Source organism: Rhodococcus sp. NCIMB 12038 (assembly GCF_002165735.1).
Classification (GTDB): Bacteria; Actinomycetota; Actinomycetes; order Mycobacteriales; family Mycobacteriaceae; genus Rhodococcus_F.
In genome coordinates, this window is sequence record NZ_NHML01000049.1 from 18442 (window position 1) to 38882 (window position 20441).

Here is a 20441-nt window from a genome sequence, read left to right on the forward strand (position 1 = left end):
GGGAAACTGATGCTCAACCTGTCCATGTTCCTGGAAGACTCGGCCCGCAAGTACCCGAGTCGCGACGCACTGGTCCTGGGAGAGGAGCGGCTCACGTACGCCGAGACCGACTCCCTCGCGAACCAGATCGCGAACCTCCTCGTCGCATCCGGGATCACGCCCGGCGACCGGGTGGCGATGTCCTGCCCCAACCTGCCCTGGTTTCCGATCGTCTACTACGGCATCCTCAAGGCGGGTGCCGTAGTCGTCCCGCTCAACATCCTGTTGAAGTCCGGCGAGATCGCCTACCACCTGCAGGACTGTGGAGCCACCGCCTACTTCTGCTTCGAGGGCGGGGCGGATCTGCCGATCGGCACGTATGGACGGGCGGCGTTCGGTGAGGTGCCCTCGTGCCGCACGATGTTCGTGATCGGCACGGACGACGACACCGACGTCGAGGGAATCACACCCCTGTCGACCGTGCTTCCCGCCCAGTCCACAGTGTTCGAGTCGGTGGCGCGGGAGGCCACCGACACCGCCGTCATCCTCTACACGAGCGGAACGACCGGCCGGCCGAAGGGCGCCGAGTTGACCCATTCGAACATGACGATGAACGCCATCGCGTCGAATAGGTTGTTCGACAACTCCCCGAGTCGGCCGGACACCCATCTGGCGACTCTCCCGCTGTTCCATTCGTTCGGGCAGACGGTCAACATGAACGCCGGGTTCTCGGTGGGCGCAACGCTGGTGTTGCTGCCGCGCTTCGAGGCCGGTGCGGCACTGGAGATCATGGAACGCGAGTCGATCACGATGTTCGCGGGTGTGCCGACGATGTACTGGGGGCTGCTCGGGGCGGTCGGCGATGCGGTCGACGTCGACCGCATCGCCGCCAACCTCCGCAAGGCGATCTCCGGGGGCGCACCGCTGCCGGTGGAGATCCTCGAGCGTTTCGCAACACGATTCGGCGTCCAGATTCTCGAGGCCTACGGGCTGTCGGAGACCTCGCCCATCGCGCTGTTCAGCGATCCGGAGCAGGCGCCGCGGGCCGGCTCGATCGGCGTCCCGATCTGGGGCGTGCAGGTGCGCCTGATCGACCCCGACTGGAATACCGTCGAAGGCGCCGACACGGTCGGCGAGATCGCGATCCGCGGCCACAACGTCATGAAGGGCTATTACGATCGCCCGGACGCGACTGACGAAGCCATGCACGACGGGTGGTTCCGCACGGGCGATCTCGCCCGCCGCGACGCAGACGGCTTCTACTACATCGTCGACCGCGCCAAAGACATGATCGTCCGCGGAGGGTTCAACGTGTACCCCCGCGAGATCGAAGAAATGCTCATCACCCATCCCGCGGTCTCACTCGCCGCAGTCATCGGTGTCCCACACGAACAGCACGGCGAGGAGATCAAGGCGTTCGTCATCCCCGAACCCGGCGCGCAGATTTCCGAACCGGAACTGATCACCTGGTGCAAGGAACGAATCGCCGCCTACAAGTACCCTCGCTCCGTCGAATTCGTCACGGTACTGCCGATGACAGCCACCGGGAAGCTCCTCAAGCGCGAGCTGTCCTCCGCCGCAGGAACGGTTGACTCCGGGCGGTAGCGGGGGCCACGTCTCGTTCCGGAGCCAGTCCGGTCAGTGTCGGCGAACGCGATTCACCAGTCCGCGATCACCGGGACGACGCGTTCGCCCAGGATCTCGAGGGGCGTGATCGACGCGACCTCCGGCACCCATCCGTGAACGTGGGTGATGCCCAGCTTCGACAGGCCCTCGAGTTGACTGAGCAAGGTGTCCACGTTCTGCCCGTCCGCACCCGGGTCGAGCGGGAACATCACGGTCTTCTCGATGGCGTCGTAGTCGGTACCGAGTGCGGTGCAGTGATTCCTCAGCACGTCCAGCTTGTGGGCGACCTCGGGTCCACCGAACAAGTTGCAGGCCTGTGCGTACTGCGCGACCATCCGAAGCGTCTTCTTCTCACCCGCGCCGCCGATGAGGATGGGCGGGTGTGGGCGCCGTAGCGGCTGCGGCACGTTCATGGTGCGGCCGAGCCGGTAGTGCTTCCCGTCGAACGGTCCGTCGTTCTCGCTCCACATCTGCAGGCAGATCTGCAGTGTCTCCTCGAGTCGCTCGAAGCGTTCGGCCGTCGGCGGGAAGTGAAGGCCCAGTCCGACACTCTCGTCCTCGTTCCAGGCGGCGCCGATCCCGAGGTACGCGCGCCCCTTGGACAGGACGTCGAGCGTGCTCACGGCCTTGGCGAGGAGGCCCGGCTCGCGGTAGACGGTGGCGGTGACCCAGGCCAACAGGTCCACCTTCTCGGTGACGGCGGCAAGGAATCCGAGGGTGGTGTACGCCTCGAGCATCTCGGTGTCGATCGGTCCTACCGGTTCGATCTGCCAGAGATGATCCATGACGCTGAGCTTGGAGAAACCCGCCTCCTCGGCGGTGACAGCAATGCGGCGCAGGTCGTCCGAGAGGTTCGACGGTCCGGCGGGAAAGGTGAAGTCGGCGATGTGCAGTCCAAGTTCCATAGCTCCCCACGTTAAACCTGTTGCCGCCCGCTACCCAGGGATCGGCAGTACCACCCAGCCGTTCCCTCGCCAGAAAGCCCTCATGGGTGCGTACGGTGACCCGGTGACCGAATCTGCTCGCCGACTCGACGTCGTCTTCGCACCCGGGGCCGTCGCGCACGGGGGTACCGCCGCGGAACTCCTCGGCCGGGCGCTGGATACGCGCGGACTCACCGGCGAGGTGACGTTCGCCGCGGACACCGCGGATATGCAGCGCGCTGTACGGACGGCGGCGGGCCGGGGCGAGTTCGTCGTCGTGCCCGGCGCCGGAGCACCGTTCACCGGTCCGGCCTGCGGGGCGATCCGCGTCGATTTCGGGGACTGCGAGCCGGACCGCTCCGACAGCATCCGGGCCCACATCCGCGGGCGGGGACTCGACGGACTCCGATTCGCCGTCGACAGCTGGTACCACCACCGCTTTCACCCCGGAACGATCGTCCGCTACGGCGACGACCCCGATCAGCGCGCCGAACTGCGGGTCCCGGCCGGCGCCGGACCGTTCCCCGTCGCCGTGCTGATCCACGGCGGATATTGGCGTCCACGTTGGGAGTTCGACCTGATGGACGGTCTGGCGGTGGACCTGACTGCCCGCGGGTACGTGACGTGGAACGTCGAATACCGGCGCCCCGCCGAGAAAAGGTGGGCAGCGATGACATCCGATGTCGCCGCCGCCCTGCAATCCGCCGGGTCCGTCCCGCAGGCGGATCCGGGACGCGTCATGATCCTCGGCCACTCGGCCGGCGGTCAGCTCGCCCTGCGCGCCGCCGCCGACGCCGTCCCCGACCGGGCTGCGGTGCGTCCGGCGCTGGCGGTCAGCCTCGCCGGGGTGCTGAATCTGCGACTCGCCGACGACCGCCGACTCGGCGAGGGCGCGGTCGCGACCGCCGTCGGTGGCCACTGGGCCGAAGACCGGGCGACGTACGAACGGTCGTCACCGCTCCATCGGCTGCCGCTCGGTGTCCCGCAACTCGTCGCGTGCGCCGTGGGCGACGAGCCGGATCTGCTGGAGATGAGCAGGGAATACCACGCGACCGCAGCGGAGACCCCCGACGACGTCACCCTGATCGAGGGCCCCGGCGATCACTTCGCCGTCATCGATCCCGCGAGCGAGATCTGGCGAAGGATCGCCGGCGCAATCGATGCCCGGATCAGACCTCGGACAGCGTAGACGCCGCCGGCTGCAGGCCGGCCCCCACGCGACCGCGCAGCAGGTCCGCGCAGCGCTCGGCCATCGTCATGACCGTGATGTTCGGGTTGACGTGCGGCAGTTTCGGCATCGCCGACGCGTCGACCACCCGCAGTCCCCGTACCCCCTTGACCCGCAGTTCCGGATCGAGCACCGCCATCGGATCGTCGACACGACCCATCCGGGCCGTGCCCGCCGGGTGATAGACGGTGTTGTGGGTCTTGTGGATGTAGTCGAGGATCTCCTCGTCGGTCACCGCATCCGGTCCCGGCGCCAGTTCACGGGCGATCCACCCGCGCAGCGCCTTCTGCTCGGCGATCGTGCGGGCCAGCCTCACCCCGGACAGCATCACCCGGTCGTCGTGGCCCTCACTGTCGGTGAAGTACCGGGGATCGACCTTCGCGCGGTCACGGAAGTCGCGGGAGCGCAGCCGCACAGTTCCGCGGGAACGGCCCTGAGTGACGTTGGGCGTCAAGCAGAATCCGTTGTCCGTGGTGGGATACCCCCACCGGAGGGTGTTCATGTCGAACGGCACGCTGCCGTAATGCATCATCAGGTCGGGATGGTTCAGCCCCTCCTCGGTGGTGGCGAACAGGCCGATCTCCCACCACTGCGTCGACTCGGTGACCATCGGCCGGGACGCCTCCCAGAACACCAGCCCCTCCACGTGGTCGTCGAGGTTCGCTCCGACACCGGGCGAATCGACGCGGACGGGAATGCCGAACTCCGCGAGATGCTCCGCCGGACCGATACCCGAGAGCATCAGCAACTTCGGGGTGTCGATCGCGCCGGCGGTGACGATCACCTCGCGGCGCGCCGACACCGTGTCGTACCCGGTGAGGTCGGGTCGCTGGTAGCGCACGCCCGTCGCGGTCTGCTGTTCGTCGAACAGGATTTCGCTGACCCAGCACCCGGTCCGGACCTCCAGGTTGGGCCGGGTCCCGAGGATCGGGTGCAGGTAGGCGTGCGACGACGACATCCGGGTGCCGTCCTCGGACGCGTTGATCTGGAACCACCCCGCCCCGTTGAGCACCGTTCCGCCGCGGTTGAACGCGACGGTCGGCAGACCGACCGCTGCGGCGGCGTCGAGGACCGCACGGCCGCACGGATCGTTCGGTGGGACGTCGCGCAGCCGCACCGGACCGCTGCGACCGTGGCCGTCACCGGGGGCGTCGTTGTTCTCCAGCCGGCCGACGTACGGCAGGATGTCGCGCGCACCCCACCCCGACGCACCCATCGCCTCCCAGTCGTCGAGCACCTCGGCCGGCGGCCAGAACGCGATACACGAATTGTGCGACGAGCACCCGCCGAGGACCTTGGCCCGGGCGTGCCGCATGAAACTGTTGCCCCGCTCCTGCGGCTCGACCGGGTAGTCCCAGTCGTACCCGGAGTCGAGCAGGTGCATCCACTGGGACAGCTCGAGGATGTTGCGGTCCCCGACGTCCGACGGCCCCGCCTCCAGCAGGCACACCGTCACCGACGGATCCTCGCTCAGCCGTGCCGCGAGGACGCACCCGGCGCTACCGCCACCCGCGATCACGTAGTCGAATTCCAGTGCAGTGCTCCGCAGTTCACTTTCGGTCATCGAGCAAGCTCCTTGTCGATCGGTTCGGATTGCGATGCGGCCGGTGCCGCGGCCGCGGAGTGTGACGTCAAGGTCCCGATGTGGTGCCTGCCGGTGGTGAGGTACCACAGCAGTCCGAGCCCGAGGATGACGCCGATGTAGACGAAGGCGCCCCACGTGTTGTACCAAGGCTCCCCGTAGACGGCTTCGCGCGGCCAGGCGAGGTTGACGGCCATACCGATTCCCCACACCACGGCGACGATGTTGACGGGCAGACCCCACCTGCCCATCGTGAAGTAGCCGCCCTCCTTCAGGTCCCGCGGCGGCCACTGGCCGCGCAGTCTCCGCTTCAGCATCGGGCCGGTGACCATCAGGTAGGCCAGATAGATCATGATGATCGCGATCGAGGTCAGCACGGTGAAGATGTGCGGTTGACCGATGTTGACCACCAGGATCAGCGCGGCCACCACTCCGATCGTCACCGCGGGCACGACGGGTGTCCGCGTCTTCGGGTGAACGCGGGCGAGCCGCTCCCCGAACGGGAGTGCGTTGTCGCGGGCCATGGCGAAGGTCAGCCGGATGGCGGCGGTGTGCACCGCCAGCGAGCACACCGTCACCGCGATCACGATGCAGATCAGGAAGATGGTGCCCAGCGGCCCCCACATCACCTGCTCCACGATGTACTGCAGGCTGCCGTCGGACGCGCCGATCTTCGGATCGTCCAGGTCGGGCGCCGCCATCACGGCGAACACCAGGATCGCGCCGCCGATCACGAACGAGGCGAGGATCGCACGGAGGATCGCCTTGGGGGCGGTGCGGCGGGGTTCCACCGTCTCCTCGCCCAGCGAGCTCGCGGTGTCGAAGCCGTACATCACGTAGCCCGACGCGAGCGTGGCCACCAGGAACGCACCGAGGTAGCCTCCGCTTTCACCGGCGCCGTAGCCGTGGGTGGAGAAGAACACCTCCGGGCCGCGGGTCATGTTGGCGGCGAGGATGATCGCGATCAGCACCGCGGCGATGAGTTCGATGAACACACCGGCGCTGTTGATCATCGCCATGAGACGGACACCGAGCGCGTTGACGACGGTGGTGAAGCCGATCATCACGGTTCCGAGGATGACGGCGTTGGTGGCGAAGTCGTGTTCCCCGGTGCCGTCGCCGACGATCTGGAAGCCGCTCCACAGCCGCGGCAGATTGAGCTGCAGCGCAAGCACAACGGCCGACAGGGTGACGATCGACGCGGTGAGCATCAGCCAGCCCGCCGACCACCCCACCACCCGGCTGCCGAGCGTTTTCGCCCAGTTGTACACGGAGCCGGCGATCGGGTACTTGGCGGCGAGCTCCATGAAGCAGAGTGCCACCGAGAGCTGGCCGAGAAACACCAGCGGCCACGACCACAGGTAGGCGGGGCCCGCGGAGCCGAAACCGAAGTAGAACAATTGGAAAGTGCCGGTCAGGATGGAAATGTAGCTGACGCCCGCGGCGAAACTCGCGAACTTGCCGATACTGCGATCCAGGGACTCCTTGTATCCGAAATCCTCCAGTCCACTGTCCTGGTCGCCGGTCGTGTTGTCGGGTCTGGTCATTCGATCACTTCCTGAGAAGTCGAGGGGGTCTGCTCGCGCGCCCTGCCGAGTGCACGTCAGGTCGCGGTGAACCATCCCGCGAGAGGTGAGGTCGTGTTGTTCCAGATGTGTTTGACTTCCTGGTATTCGGAGAGTCCGGCGGGTCCGAGTTCGCGTCCGTTGCCGGACTTCTTGAATCCGCCCCACTCCGCCGCCGGCGTGTAGTAGCCGAAGTCGTTGAGCCACACCGTTCCGTGGCGCAGGCGGCGCACCACCCGCTCGCCGCGGGCGGCGTCCGACGTCCGGACCCCGGCGGCGAGGCCGTACTCGGTGTCGTTGCCGAGCCGGACCGCGTCCTCCTCGGTCGTGAATCGCTCGACGGTCAGGATGGGCCCGAACGTTTCCTCCTGCACGATCCGCATCGTGCGGTCGCAGTGGTCGAAGATGGTGGGCAGGTAGTAGCTGCCGCCGTCGAGCGCGGGATCGGCGGGCCGCGAACCGCCCGTCCGGAGCGTCGCTCCCTCGGCGATGCCCAGTGCCACATAGGCTTCGATCTTGTCGCGTTGCGCCGCCGACACCAGGGGTCCGGTCTCGCTGGACGGGTCGAGTCCCGGGCCGACACGGATGGCCTCGGCCCGCGAGACGAGGGCGGCGACGAACTCGTCGGCGATCAACTCCTCGACGATCAGACGCGTCCCGGCCGAGCACACCTGACCCGAATGCAGGAAGACCCCGGTGAGCACCTGGTCGACGGACGACTCCCAGTCGGCGTCCGCGAAGACGAGGTGGGGATTCTTGCCGCCGAGTTCCACGGCGACCTTCGTGACGTGCTTCGCGGCCGTTTCCAGGATGGTGGTGCCGGTGGCGAGTCCGCCGGTGAACGAGATGAAGTCGACGTCGCCGGTGTCGGTGAGCGCGGGGCCGAGGTCGGCGCCGCTGCCCTGCACGAGGTTGACCACGCCGGCGGGCACACCGGCCTCCTCGATCAGCCGGGTGAACGCGATCGTGCTCAGCGGCGTGACTTCACTGGGCTTGAGCACCATCGTGCAGCCGGCAGCGAGTGCGGGTGCCACCTTCCAGGAGATCTGCAGCAGCGGATAGTTCCACGGTGCGATCAGGACGCACACCCCGATCGGTTCGCGGACGACGCGGGAGACGACGGCGGGGTCACCCACGTCGACGACGCGGTCGCTCGAGACGAGGGCCAGGCGGGCGTAGTACCGGAACACGGAGACGACGTCGTCGATGTCGATTCGACTCTCCACCAGCGTCTTACCGGTGTCGACCGTCTCGATGCGCGCCAGTTCCTCCTTGTCGCGCTCGAGAAGGTCGGCGATACGCGACAGCAGCGACGATCGCGTGGCGACCGGCGTCTGCGGCCAGTCCCCGGCATCGAACGCCGCCCGGGCCGCCTGTACTGCTCGCCCGGCGTCCTCGGGCGACGCCTCGTCCACGGTGGCGATCACGTTCCCGGTTGCCGGGTCGATGCAGTCGCGGGTGCGCCCCGATGTCGCCGCCACCCACTCCCCCGCGATGAAATTCACCGTGCCGAACAATTTCTGGACGTCGAGATCAGCGGATAGCGCCGACATCTTCATAGTGTGTCCGAAACCCTTTCGTGTGCGGAATTTTTCGATGACCCGACGATGAGCGGGTCACGGGAGACGTCCCGGTACAGCGAGACGCACAGTCCGATCATCACCAGCAGGAACGGCGCGGCCGCGATGATCGTCATCGTCTGCAGCCCCTGAAGGGCGTCCGAGCCGCCGGTCCAGAGGATGAGCGCCGCGGTGCCGCCGGTGAGCGTGCCCCAGAACACGACGATCCGTTTGCTCGGGTGCCGGGTCCCCCGCTCCGACAGGGTGCCCATCACGAGCGATGCGGCGTCGGCGCCGGAAACGAAGAACAGGGCCACCAGCACCATGACCAGCACGGTGGAGACACCGGCGAGCGGCAGGTGGTCGAGCATTCCGAACAACTGTCCCTCGGTCGACGACTGGGACGCCACATCGGTGCCGTCACGTTGCACCCCGATCGCGGAACCTCCGAACACCGCGAACCACACAAGGCTGACCGAGGTGGGAATGACGATCACACCGACGACGAACTGCCGGATGGTGCGGCCACGGCTGATCCGGGCCAGGAACATGCCGACGAACGGGGTCCACGACACCCACCACGCCCAGTAGAAGATCGTCCACGACGACAGCCACGACGCGGTGTCGTCGCCCGCACTCGCGGCGGTGCGACCCGACATCGTCGCGAGTTGCGCGCTGTAGTCGGCGATAGTGGTGGGCAGCAGGTTGAGGATCAGTACCGTGGGGCCGAGGACGAACACGAAGACCGCCAGCACGATGGCCAGCACCATGTTGATGTTGGACAACCAGTGGATTCCGCGGGCCACGCCGGACACCGCCGAGGCGACGAACGCGAACGTCAGCAGTCCGACGAGGGCCACCAGTGCGAACGTGCCGACCTCGCCCATCCAGCCGATGATCTCGAGCCCGGACCCGATCTGGAGGGCACCGAGGCCGAGCGACGCGGCGGTGCCGAACATCGTCGCGATGATCGCGAGCACGTCGATCACCTTGCCCGCCGCCCCCTCGGCGCGACGGCCGAGGAGCGGGATGAATGCGGAGCTGATGAGTTGCTTGCGGCCCCGCCGATAAGAGCCGTAGGCGATCGACAATCCGACCACCGCGTAGATCGCCCACGGGTGCAGTCCCCAGTGGTACATCGTCGTGGCCATCGCCGACCCGGCGCTGCCGTCGGTCCCGGGAGGCGGGCTCACCATGTGCGCGAGGGGTTCGGCGACGCCGTAGAACATCAGCCCGATCCCCATGCCGGCGCTGAACATCATCGCGATCCAGCTGACCGTCCGGAACTCCGGCTTCTCGCCGTCCTTGCCGAGCGGAATCCGGCCGTACCGCGAAAACGCCAGGAACAGCGAGAACACGACGAACCCGGAGGCCGCGGTGATGAACAACCACCCCATGTCGGCGACGAGCCACCCGAGGGCCGCGTTCGACACGAGCGCGAGGTTCTCCGGCGCCAGCAGGCCCCACAGGATGAGTCCCACCCCGACTGCCGCCGCAGCGCCGAACACCACCTTGTCGACGCCGCCCCGCGGCTCGGCGTGGGCGGGTGTCGCACGCTCGGGCTCCGGCGCCTGCACTTCGGGAGGGTCGATCACCCTCGGTTGCTCGCCGGCGTACGTCATTTCGCGCCCCCACCCAGCCGGGTGAGTAACCAGTCGTGGAATTCGCCGATGTGATGCTCCGCGGGCACCAGCACACCCCCGTCGCGGTAGGCCTTCGACGACATCGTCGGCTGCGTCCGCTCGCAGGCGTCGAAGTCCTGCTGGTTGACCCGGTGGAACAGTTCGACCGAGCGGGAGACGTCGCGTCCCGACGCCGTGACGTCCGGCGCGTACAGCCAGTCGCATTCCACGATGGTGCGGTCCGCGGACATGGGGTACATGCGGTGGAAGATGACGTGGTCGGGCACGAGGTTCACGAAGACCTGCGGCCGGACGGTGATGGCGTAGTACTTGCGGTCCTGATCGTCGCTGATGCCGGACAACGCCTCGAATCCGCCGCTTCCGTCGATGGTGAATCCCTCGACCTCGTCGCCGAAGGCGGCGCCGTGCCCCACGAAGTACTGTGCGGCAAGGCCGTCCGCGAACTCCGGAAGCACCTCGGTGAGTTCGGGGTGAATGGTGGCGCAGTGGTAGCACTCCATGAAGTTCTCGATGATCAGCTTCCAGTTGGCCGCGACGTCGTAGGTGATCCGGCGGCCGAGTTCCAGGGTTCCGATCTCGTACCGATCGATGGCGACCGGATCGCCGAGCCGTTCGGTGACGGAGCCGATCACCTCGTCCTCGAACGACGGCGGTTCGTCCGCGAGGCACACCCAGGCGTAGCCGAGCCACTCGCGCAGCGCGACCGGCACCAGTCCGTACCGCACCCGGTCGATGTCGGCTCCGGTCTCGTCGCGCAGCGCGGCCATGTTCGGCGCGGCGACCAGTTTGCCGTCGAGTCCGTACGTCCACGCGTGGTACGGGCACTGGAGGTTCCGCCGGACCTGGCCTTCGTCCTCCGTGCACAGCATGGCGCCGCGGTGCCGGCAGATGTTGAGGAACGCCCGGAGGGCGCCGTCCCGGCCGCGGACGACGAGGACGCTCTCCCGGCCGACAGTGACCTTCTTGAAGGCGCCGGCGTCGGCGAGGTCGGCAGTGCGGGCGGCGCAGAACCACATCGCCTCGAAGACGTTCTCCTGCTCACTGACGAAAATGTCGGGGTCGGTGTAGTAGCGACCCCCCAGAGTGGGGATCAAGGCCGGGGCGGGCGCGGGAGCGGGGGCTTGGACGTCCGGAGCGGACATAGATGTCACCGTTCTTTCGTTACGGGAAAGATGCGTTCGGTCGGGGCTGTGACCTGGTGTCTGTGTGCGAATGGGCGCAGATCGCAAGGGGCGTCGTTGCCGAGTATGACGACATGGGTGCTCGATCCGCGACGATCGTTCGAACAGCGGACAACTGTTCCCGCCGAGTCATCGCGGCGTCAGCATTGTTGCATCATCAGCAACGCTATGCGATTTAGACAACTTAGACCGTCGCCGGCGGACGTGTCAAACATCACATTCGGCACTTCTTTCGCAGACGCGACACGGCCGAAACACCGCGTTAACCACGCGGCACCGAAACCCGGGCAAACCGGACTATCGGCTCGTCCTGCGTTGAGGGAGAGTCACTTCCGGGTCGTCAGTCACCCGCGCCGACGGATTGCTGCGCTTCGATCCGCGCCACCGCGTCGGCGATTTCGAGCGCCACCGCCTCGAACTGATCGGGCGCCAGCCGGTACTCCGGGCCGGACACACAGATCGACGCGACGATCCGGTTGGTGACCTTGCTCCGCACCGGCACGGCGATCGAATTGAGTCCCGCTTCGAGCTCCTCGGCCGTGGACGCCCAGCCCCGCGACCGCACGTGCTCGAGTTCGAGGTCGAACGCACGGAAGTCGGTGATCGTGTTGGGAGTGAGCGCGCTCAATTGCGGGCCCAGCCTGCTGCGGAGCTGGCCCGACGTCATCTCCGAGACCAGGACCTTGCCGGTCGCGGTCGCATGCGCCGGGGTGACCTGACCCACCCACGTGCGGAGCGCGACATGGCGATCACTGCGAGCTTCGAGCACGTTGAGCGTCGCCGCACCATCCAGCACCGCGAGGTTGACCGTCTCCCCGAACGCATCGGCGAGGCGGTCGCACTCGGGCTGCGCAACCTCGACGAGCCCGCTCTGCGCGACCGTGGCCTCGGCCAACCGCACTACCGCGAATCCGAGCTGGTATTTGCCGCGGACGCCCGCTTCCTCCACGAATCCGCGTTGCTGCAGCGAGGCGATCAGGCGTGAAACGGTCGATTTGTGCACGCCGAGACGTACGGCGATCTCCGTGGCGCCGATCCGGCCCTCTGCTGCGACGATCTCGAGCACGTCGATGGCACGTTCCACGGCGTGTACGGTCTTCGCCTTCCCTTCCACGCCCTGGGCCGCGGGTGCCGTCGCCTCGGATTCACTCATGCCCCGAGGTTATGCCCACCGACTTCGGGAACGCAGTTTTTACACGCGAATGCTTGACACCGCGGGGCAGCACCGGCGAGCATTGTGTTGCACAGCTTGCAAGTCGTCGCGCATAGCGCAACAACTGCTCCACAACTTGCCCCTCCTTCCCGACGCATCCGGAGGTATCGAGTGATTCTCGATAACGATTCCCCAGTTGTGATCCACCCCGACACCACACCGTTCGCCGTCTGCGAACTCATCACCCTGCCCGTGGGCGAAGTAGTCACGGTCACGCCGCCGGGAATGGCTCCCATCTCCGTCTTCCACACCTCCGACGGTCTGTATGCCATCGACGACACCTGCACCCATCAGGACGCCTCCCTCGCCGACGGCTGGGTCGAGGGCTGCACGGTCGAGTGCCCGCTCCACGAGGCATGCTTCGACCTCCGCACCGGCGTGCCGTCCGGTCCGCCGGCCAAGATTGCAGTCCGCACCCACGACGTGTCGATCGTCGACGGCACCGTGCTGCTCCATCTCGAACAGAAGGACGACGCCCGATGAACACTGTCCCGAATTCCATTGTGGTACTGGGTGCTTCACTCGCCGGACTGTCGGCGGTCCGCGCGCTGCGCGAGCAGGGCTACACCGGCCGCCTCGTCGTGGCAGGCAGCGAGCCATCACTGCCCTACGACCGGCCACCCCTGTCCAAGGAGTTCCTCACCGGCGGCATGACGGACGAGGACCTGATGTTGATGAACAGCGACGACGACACCCTCGACGTCGAATGGCGGATGAACAGCACCGCCACCGGACTCGTTCGCTCCCCCGACGGGCTCCACCGCGTCACATTCGACGACGGGTCCCACCTCGACGCCGATGCCGTGGTCGTCGCGACCGGCGCGCGCGCCCGGACCCTGCCCGGGCACCTCGGTCTCGCCGGCGTGCACACGCTCAGATCCGTCGACGACGCACGCGCACTGCGGGAATCGCTGTCCCGGGCGCAGAATCTCGTGATCGTGGGAGCCGGTTTCATCGGAGCCGAGGTGGCCTCCAGCGCGGCCGGAATGAGCCTGCACGTCACGGTCGTCGAGGCCTCGCCGACACCCCTCGCAGGTCCGCTCGGCATCGAACTCGGGGCGATCTGCGCAGGACAGCACGCCGCACACGGCGTCCGGCTTCTCACCGGATCGGTCGTCGACGCACTGCTGGGCGACGAAGCGGTCGAGGCCGTCCGGCTCAGCGACGGAACGGTCCTGCCCGCGGACGTCGTGGTGGTCGGGATCGGGGCCGTCCCCAACGTGGAGTGGGCGAGCGACTCGGAACTGCTGATCGACGACGGCTTCCTCACCGACTCCTCGTGCAAGACGAACCTCCCCGGGGTGTACGCGATCGGCGACTGCGCCAGGACTTTCGACGACGCCCACCAGGTCCATCACCGGAGCGAGCACTGGAGCAACGCCGTCGCCCAGGCGGCCACGGTGGCCGACACGATCATGGCCACCCCGTCCGGCCCCGCCGCCATCCCGTATTTCTGGTCCCACCAGTACGGCAAGATGCTGCAGTTCGCCGGAACGAGGCACAGCACCGACGAGGTCCGGTTCGTCGACGGCGACCCCGGAACCGGCACGTTCGTGGCCACCTACGACAGGGACGGCGACACCGTCGGCGTCTTCGCGATGAACAATCCCCGGCTGTTCACCCGATACAAGAAGCAACTCGCCAGGTCGCGGGCCTGATGCCGGCGCTACGTGACCGCGTAGCCCAGGCGGTTACTGATCTGCTGGGACGTGTCGAGCGCGGCGCGTGCAACGTCCTCGAACCGTTCCGGCAGCAGTCGGTAGGCGGGACCGGACACACTCAGAGCCGCAATCATTTTCGACGTGTAGTCGCGGATCGGGACGGACACCGCATTCAACCCGAGTTCGAGTTCTTCTTCGGAATCCGCCCAGCCCCGTTCGCGGATGGAATTCAGCGACTCCACGAGCGCAGGCACATCGGTGAGAGTTTCGGACGTGAGAGCGATCGGACTTTCTCCCACCCGCTCCGCGAGTTCGCTGTCGGACAATTCCGTCAGCAACAGTTTTCCGCTCGCCGTCGCGTGTGCCGGGCTGCTCTGCCCCACCCACGTATTGGTACCGACGCCGGACGGGCCGTCCGCCTTGACGATGCTCACCGAGCGATTGCCGTCGAGTATCGACACATTGACGCTCTCGCCGACAGTTTCCGCCAGTTCGGCACACAATTCCTGACTCTGCCGCACCAGATCGCCGTCCGGCGTCGCGGTGCGGGCCAGACGAACGATCGAATTCCCGAGCTGGAACTTTCCCCGGTTCTTCAATTGGGAGACGTAGCCCCGCGAATCCAGGACAGCGACGAGACGCGACGCGGTCGACTTGTGGACGCCCAGCTCCTCGGCGATTTCCGTGACGCCGGCGGTGCCGAGCCTGGCGAGAATTTCGAGTACTGCCAGTGCGCGGTCCACTGACTGCACAGCGCCGGCAGGCCGGCTCCGATCTCCATTCGAGTTATCGTCCAATTCAGTCATCGCGACTTCAGGATAGGCGACATCACCGTGCGACGGTTATCTCCATCCACACCCCGTTCCGCGCCGGCGCCGGCGGGCACGGTGCGCATTTCCACGGCAAAACGGGGAATATTCGCCGTTTATCTACTCGATCATCAAAGAGTTACCCGCAATTCGGGGTTGACCCCCTCACTCTTCCGGACTTAATGTGTTGATATATCAGTTGCCGATAATGGTTCCGATCAGCCCGATCCGTTTCGCAATTCACAGTTCTCTCCGGCGCCGTCCGAGCCCGCACCGAACATCGAACGTCCCGCCCGCCGCGACAGCGGCAGCACCCGTACTTCGCCACACACAGGCACCCACCGAACCAGGAGGACCACCATGGGGTCACCGCGCGTAGTGATCATCGGAGCCGGCATCGTCGGCGCGAATCTGGCCGACGAGCTCACCGCTCGCGGCTGGGATCGGATCACGGTCCTCGATCAGGGACCGCTGCCGCTCACCGGAGGATCCACGTCGCACGCACCGGGCCTGGTGTTCCAGACGAACGCGTCCAGGACGATGACCGAGTTCGCCCGGTACACGGTCGAGAAGTTCGTCGGACTCGACGTGGACGGCGAATGGTGCTTCAACCAGCTCGGCGGACTCGAGGTGGCCACCACCCCCGAGCGCCTCGCCGATCTGCACCGCAAGCAGGGCTGGGCAACGTCCTGGGGCATCGAGGGCACCGTCCTCGACCCGGCCGAGTGCGCGAAGCTGCACCCGCTGCTGGACGAGAAGCGGGTCCTCGGCGGCCTGCACGTGGAGACGGACGGCCTCGCCAAGGCCTCCCGTGCCGTCGTCGCGCTGGCCCGCCGCGCAGAATCCCGCGGCGCGGTGTTCCAGGGCTCGACGAAGGTGATCGGCATCGAACAGCGCGGCGGCAAGGTCACCGGTGTCGCCACCCCGGACGGGGTCATCCCCGCAGACATCGTGGTGTCCTGCGCCGGCTTCTGGGGTCCCGACGTCGGCGCGATGGTCGGGATGAACGTCCCGCTCCTTCCCCTGGCACACCAGTACGCCAAGACCGAGCAGATACCCGAACTCGTCGGACGGAACACCGAACTCGCCGAGGCCGGCTTCCCGATCCTGCGCCATCAGGACCAGGACCTGTACTTTCGTGAGCACGTCGACCGCCTGGGAATCGGCACGTACGCCCACCGTCCGATGCCGGTGAACCTGCGCGACCTGGACGAGAGCAACGACGTGTCCTCCTCCGACATGCCGTCGATGCTGCCGTTCACGGAAGAGGACTTCGCGCCGTCGTGGGAGCAGAGCAAACTGTTGTTGCCCTGCCTCGAATCCGCCGAACTGGAGGCCGGATTCAACGGTGTCTTCTCGTTCACCCCGGACGGCGGCCCCCTCCTCGGCGAGTCACCGGACGTCGCCGGTTTCTGGATCGCCGAGGCCGTGTGGGTGACGCACTCCGCCGGTGTCGCCCGCGCGGTCGCCCAACTTCTCGTCGACGGTCGCTCCGAGATCGAACTCCACGGCTGCGACGTCCACCGCTTCGAGGAGATCCAGATCGCGCCCGACTACGTCAGCGAAACCTCGCAGCAGAACTTCGTCGAGATCTACGACGTGCTGCACCCGCTGCAGCCCAAGGAGTCTCCCCGCGACCTGCGCGTGAGCCCGTTCCACGTGCGCCAGAAGGAACTCGGCGCCATGTTCCTGGAGAGCTCCGGCTGGGAGCGGCCGCACTGGTTCGAGGCCAACGCTCATCTGGTGCAGGACCTTCCGGCCGACTGGCAGCCGCCTGCCCGTGAGCCGTGGGCGGCCATGTTCCACTCCCCCATCGCCGCGGCCGAGGCCTGGCGCACCCGCACGTCGGTGGCGATGTACGACATGACACCACTCAAGCGGCTCGAGATCTCCGGCGCCGGCGCCCTCGATCTGCTCGATCGGCTGACGACCGGCAAGATGGACAAGTCCGTCGGATCCGTCACCTACACGCTGGCACTCGACGACGCCGGCGGTGTGCGCAGCGACCTCACCGTCACGCGGCTGTCCGACACCGTCTTCCAGGTCGGCGCCAACGGCAACCTCGACCTCGACTACTTCCGCCGGCAGTCCCCGGACGACGGCAGTGTGCAGATCCACGACGTCACCGGCGGCACGTGCGGGATCGGACTGTGGGGTCCCCGTGCCCGGGATCTGGTGCAGGCGCTCAGCTCCGACGACTTCACGAACGAGAACTTCAAGTACTTCCGCGCGAAGCAGGTTCACATCGGCGGGGTGCCCGTCACGGCGATGCGCCTGTCCTACGTCGGCGAACTCGGCTGGGAGTTGTACACGTCCGCCGACAACGGTCTGCGTTTATGGGATCTGCTGTGGGCGGAGGGGCAGAAGTACGACGTCATCGCGGCCGGCCGCGCCGCGTTCAACAGCCTGCGGATGGAAAAGGGTTACCGCTCGTGTGGCACCGACATGACGACCGAGCACAACCCGTACGAGGCCGGTCTCGGCTTCGCGGTCCGGTTGCAGAAGGGCGACTTCCGCGGGCGCGACGCGCTCGACGGCGTCTCCGACGAGACGGTGGAGCGGCGCCTGGCGTGCCTGATGATCGACGATCGGCAGTCGGTGGTCCTGGGCCACGAACCGGTGTTCGTGGACGGACAGCCCGCCGGGTACGTCACGAGCGCCGCGTTCGGTCACACGGTGGGGGCGCCGATCGCCTACGCCTGGCTGCCCGCGACCGCGACCGTGGACACCGCGGTGGAGATCGAGTACTTCGGGCGGCGCATCCCCGCCACCGTCGTGGCCGAACCGCTCGTCGACCCCGAGATGAAGAAGATCCGGTCATGAGCATCCGGCACGACACGGTCACCGGGTTCCTGGATTCGCTCGCCGATCGAACCCCCGCGCCGGGTGGCGGCGCCACCGCCGCACTCCACCTCGGCCAGGCGGCCGCGCTGGTCTCGATGGTCGCGCGCTACACCACCGGCAAGAAGTACGCCGACCACGGGATGCTCGTCGAACGCATCTGTTCCTCCGCAGATGCGTTCCGCGAGAAGGCACTGCAGTTCGCCGACGACGACATGGCGGCGTTCACCGCCGTCATCGACGCCTACCGTCTCCCCCGGGAAACGGACGAAGAATCGGGGGCGCGCACGGCGGCGATCGCGACCGCACTCGCCGGCGCCGCCGCGGTGCCGGCCGAGGTGGTGGTCGCGGCAGGTGACGTCGTCGCACTCGCCGACGTCCTGCTGCCGGTGGCGAACCCCACCGTCGTGAGCGACGTCGCGGCCGCCGCCGAGGCCGCCCGCGCCGCCGCCACCACCGCCCGGGTCAACATCGAGGTGAACCTGCCCGGTATCACCGATGCGGACACCCGCCGATCCCTCACCGAGTGCCTGACCGGTGTCGACGCGATCGTCGAGCGAGCCGACGCAGTCACCATACGAGTACGAAAGCAGCTGAGTTCATGACAAGAAGCCTCGGTGGCGCCGAACTCGCCACCTCCATCCGAGACGACGCGTCCGTCGCCGCCGCCGCTCTTACCGACCTCGGAATCCGGCCCAGGCTCGCGGTCGTTCTGGCCACCGACGACGAATCGACGGCCTGGTATGTACGTTCCATCGCGGCAGCCGCGAAACGCACCGGAATCCTGTGCGACATCGTCGATCTCGGTGCGTCGGCGACGACCGAGCAGATCCACGGCACGCTCGTCGAACTCGGCCACGACCCGGACGTCCACGGGATCATCCTGCAGACCCCATTGCCGGACGGCACCGACCTCGACGCACTCCGGGAGGCGATCAACCCCGCCAAGGACGTCGACGGCGCGAATCCGGTCAGCCTGGGTCGTCTCGTCGCGCGCCTCCCCGCGTTCGCACCCGCCACCGCACGGGCCGTCATCGCGCTGCTCGATCACCACGGAATCTCCCCGCACGGCAGGACCGCTGCGGTGGTCGGCCGATCGACGGTGGTCGGAAGTCCGGTCGCGCACATGCTCGTGCAGCGCAACGCGACGGTGACCGTCTGCCACCGGCACACCACCGACCTGGCTGCAGGCACCCGTGACGCCGACATCCTCGTGGTCGCCGTCGGCATTCCCGGACTGATCACCGCCGACCACGTCGCCGACGGCGCCGTCGTCATCGACGTGGGGACCACCGCGACCGCCGACGGCCGGCTGCTCGGTGACGTCGACGCCGCGGCCGTGGACGGTCGGGCCGGTGCGCTGACCCCGGTCCCCGGAGGGGTGGGACCGGTGACCACCGCGTTACTGATCGCCCACACGGTCGATGCCGCCGCCACCCAGCACCGGCAGACCCGATCGGACTCGGTGCTCGCCGGATTCCGAGGCGGCGTCTGACTTCTGTCTCCAGCCCTTGACCCGCCCGTCCCGCCTGAAATAGCATTGACCATTCTGATATATCAGTTTGCTCGGACTAATACCTCAATTTGATTCCGGCATCGAGGAGACCCCCATGACCCAGACCTTCACCCTGACGCTCAGCTGCGCTCAGCGTCCCGGGATCGTTCACGCAGTCAGCTCCTTCCTCTTCGAGCAGAACTGCGATATCGCCGAGCATCAGCAGTTCGACGACACCCGGAGCGACGCGTTCTTCCTCCGCACCTCGTTCATCTCCGCCGAGGACGTCGACGCCCTGCGCCTCACCGAGGAATTCCGGAGCGTCGCCGCGAGATTCGGCATGACGTTCAACTTCAACGGCAGCGATCTACCCCGCGTGATCGTGATGGTCTCCAAGATGGGCCACTGCCTCAACGACCTCATCTTCCGCTGGCGAGCGGGCAACCTCGGCGCCGAACTCGTCGCCGTCGTCTCCAACCACGAGGTGCTGCGCCCGATGGCCGAGGCCGCCGGCCTGCCGTTCGTGCACGTCCCGGTCACGCCGGCCACCAAGCCGGAGGCCGAAGCCCGGCTACTGGAACTCGTCGAGGAATTCGACGCAGATCTCGTGGTGCTCGCCCGCTACATGCAGGTGCTGTCGGACGACGCGTGCCGCGCCCTGCGCGGACGCGCCATCAACATCCACCACTCGTTCCTGCCCGGTTTCAAGGGCGCCAAGCCCTACCACCAAGCGTTCGATCGCGGCGTCAAGCAAGTCGGCGCCACCGCCCACTACGTGACACCCGACCTCGACGAGGGACCCATCATCGAGCAGGAAGTCATCCGCATCGACCACACCTTCGACCCGGTGCGACTCGCCACGGTCGGGCAGGACGCCGAAGCCCTCGCACTGTCCCGGGCCGTGCGCTGGCACTGCGAGAACCGGGTCCTGCTCCACGGACACCGGACGGTCGTCTTCAGCTGAGGCGGCTCCGCCGCTCGTGCGCCTTTTTGGTAGGGCGGGTTCAACCGGTCGTTGCAACATCCCTGATGATGGAGGGTGTTGCAGATGGTGATGATCGGTCGTCCGCCGGCGTCGGAGCAGTCGCGGTTGATGTTCTGGCAGTGTCGTACGCAGGGTGCCACGGTCGTGGAAG

The 20441-nt window shown here is 67.2% G+C and carries 16 protein-coding genes; 8 read left to right on the forward strand and 8 right to left on the reverse strand.

Going from position 1 to position 20441, the window contains the following annotated elements; genetic code table 11:
- Window positions 1-9 precede the first annotated feature (9 nt).
- Window positions 10-1584, forward strand: a complete 1575-nt coding sequence (locus tag CA951_RS39720; protein WP_087562084.1) for a long-chain fatty acid--CoA ligase — start codon at window positions 10-12, stop codon at window positions 1582-1584.
- A gap of 53 nt (window positions 1585-1637) precedes the next feature.
- Here CA951_RS39720 and CA951_RS39725 read toward each other — a convergent pair whose 3' ends face one another.
- On the reverse strand, window positions 1638-2510 hold the full coding sequence (locus tag CA951_RS39725) for an LLM class F420-dependent oxidoreductase (RefSeq protein WP_087562085.1): 873 nt from the start codon (window positions 2508-2510) through the stop codon (window positions 1638-1640).
- A gap of 103 nt (window positions 2511-2613) precedes the next feature.
- Here CA951_RS39725 and CA951_RS39730 point away from each other — a divergent pair, with 103 nt between their 5' ends.
- Window positions 2614-3717 carry a S9 family peptidase gene (locus CA951_RS39730; protein WP_179220497.1) on the forward strand — a complete coding sequence of 368 codons (1104 nt, stop codon included), beginning with the start codon at window positions 2614-2616 and terminating at the stop codon, window positions 3715-3717.
- Here CA951_RS39730 and CA951_RS39735 read toward each other — a convergent pair.
- The 6 genes from CA951_RS39735 to CA951_RS39760 all read right to left on the reverse strand — a co-directional run bounded on the left by CA951_RS39735 (window position 3698) and on the right by CA951_RS39760 (window position 12439).
- The gene (locus tag CA951_RS39735) at window positions 3698-5320 is read right to left on the reverse strand and encodes a GMC family oxidoreductase (protein WP_087562086.1); all 1623 of its coding nucleotides are present in this window, start codon (window positions 5318-5320) and stop codon (window positions 3698-3700) included. The two genes, CA951_RS39730 and CA951_RS39735, sit on opposite strands and share 20 nt — an antisense overlap.
- Window positions 5317-6885 carry an APC family permease gene (locus tag CA951_RS39740; RefSeq protein WP_087562087.1) on the reverse strand — a complete coding sequence of 523 codons (1569 nt, stop codon included), beginning with the start codon at window positions 6883-6885 and terminating at the stop codon, window positions 5317-5319. Before CA951_RS39740 ends, CA951_RS39735 begins: the two co-directional genes overlap by 4 nt.
- 56 nt (window positions 6886-6941) lie before the next feature.
- A complete protein-coding gene (locus CA951_RS39745; RefSeq protein ID WP_087562088.1) occupies window positions 6942-8462 on the reverse strand; it encodes an aldehyde dehydrogenase family protein in 1521 nt (506 codons plus the stop codon).
- Window positions 8459-10084, reverse strand: coding sequence for a BCCT family transporter (locus tag CA951_RS39750; RefSeq protein ID WP_143543181.1), 1626 nt, complete (start codon window positions 10082-10084; stop codon window positions 8459-8461). Before CA951_RS39750 ends, CA951_RS39745 begins: the two co-directional genes overlap by 4 nt.
- A complete protein-coding gene (locus tag CA951_RS39755; protein ID WP_087562089.1) occupies window positions 10081-11247 on the reverse strand; it encodes an aromatic ring-hydroxylating dioxygenase subunit alpha in 1167 nt (388 codons plus the stop codon). Before CA951_RS39755 ends, CA951_RS39750 begins: the two co-directional genes overlap by 4 nt.
- A 379-nt stretch (window positions 11248-11626) precedes the next feature.
- Window positions 11627-12439, reverse strand: coding sequence for an IclR family transcriptional regulator (locus CA951_RS39760; protein ID WP_087562090.1), 813 nt, complete (start codon window positions 12437-12439; stop codon window positions 11627-11629).
- A gap of 198 nt (window positions 12440-12637) precedes the next feature.
- On the opposite strand from CA951_RS39760, the gene CA951_RS39765 reads away from it, so the two are divergent.
- Window positions 12638-12982 carry a bifunctional 3-phenylpropionate/cinnamic acid dioxygenase ferredoxin subunit gene (locus CA951_RS39765; protein WP_087562091.1) on the forward strand — a complete coding sequence of 115 codons (345 nt, stop codon included), beginning with the start codon at window positions 12638-12640 and terminating at the stop codon, window positions 12980-12982.
- Window positions 12979-14157 (forward strand): NAD(P)/FAD-dependent oxidoreductase, encoded by a 1179-nt coding sequence (locus tag CA951_RS39770; RefSeq protein ID WP_087562092.1) that lies wholly within the window; start codon window positions 12979-12981, stop codon window positions 14155-14157. The genes CA951_RS39765 and CA951_RS39770 overlap by 4 nt, the downstream gene beginning before the upstream one ends.
- A gap of 8 nt (window positions 14158-14165) precedes the next feature.
- Here the strand turns inward: CA951_RS39770 and CA951_RS39775 are convergent, their stop codons facing one another.
- Window positions 14166-14966 carry an IclR family transcriptional regulator gene (locus CA951_RS39775; RefSeq protein ID WP_087562093.1) on the reverse strand — a complete coding sequence of 267 codons (801 nt, stop codon included), beginning with the start codon at window positions 14964-14966 and terminating at the stop codon, window positions 14166-14168.
- Between the two features lie 363 nt (window positions 14967-15329).
- Here CA951_RS39775 and CA951_RS39780 point away from each other — a divergent pair, with 363 nt between their 5' ends.
- The 4 genes from CA951_RS39780 to purU all read left to right on the forward strand — a co-directional run bounded on the left by CA951_RS39780 (window position 15330) and on the right by purU (window position 20269).
- Complete coding sequence (locus tag CA951_RS39780; protein ID WP_087562094.1) at window positions 15330-17792, forward strand: FAD-dependent oxidoreductase; 2463 nt, start codon at window positions 15330-15332, stop codon at window positions 17790-17792.
- On the forward strand, window positions 17789-18415 hold the full coding sequence (locus CA951_RS39785) for a cyclodeaminase/cyclohydrolase family protein (protein ID WP_087562095.1): 627 nt from the start codon (window positions 17789-17791) through the stop codon (window positions 18413-18415). Before CA951_RS39780 ends, CA951_RS39785 begins: the two co-directional genes overlap by 4 nt.
- On the forward strand, window positions 18412-19305 hold the full coding sequence (locus CA951_RS39790; RefSeq protein ID WP_087562096.1) for a bifunctional 5,10-methylenetetrahydrofolate dehydrogenase/5,10-methenyltetrahydrofolate cyclohydrolase: 894 nt from the start codon (window positions 18412-18414) through the stop codon (window positions 19303-19305). The genes CA951_RS39785 and CA951_RS39790 overlap by 4 nt, the downstream gene beginning before the upstream one ends.
- A 115-nt stretch (window positions 19306-19420) precedes the next feature.
- Entirely contained in the window at window positions 19421-20269 is an 849-nt protein-coding gene (purU, locus tag CA951_RS39795) for a formyltetrahydrofolate deformylase (protein WP_087562097.1), read from the forward strand.
- The last annotated feature ends 172 nt before the right edge of the window (window positions 20270-20441 follow it).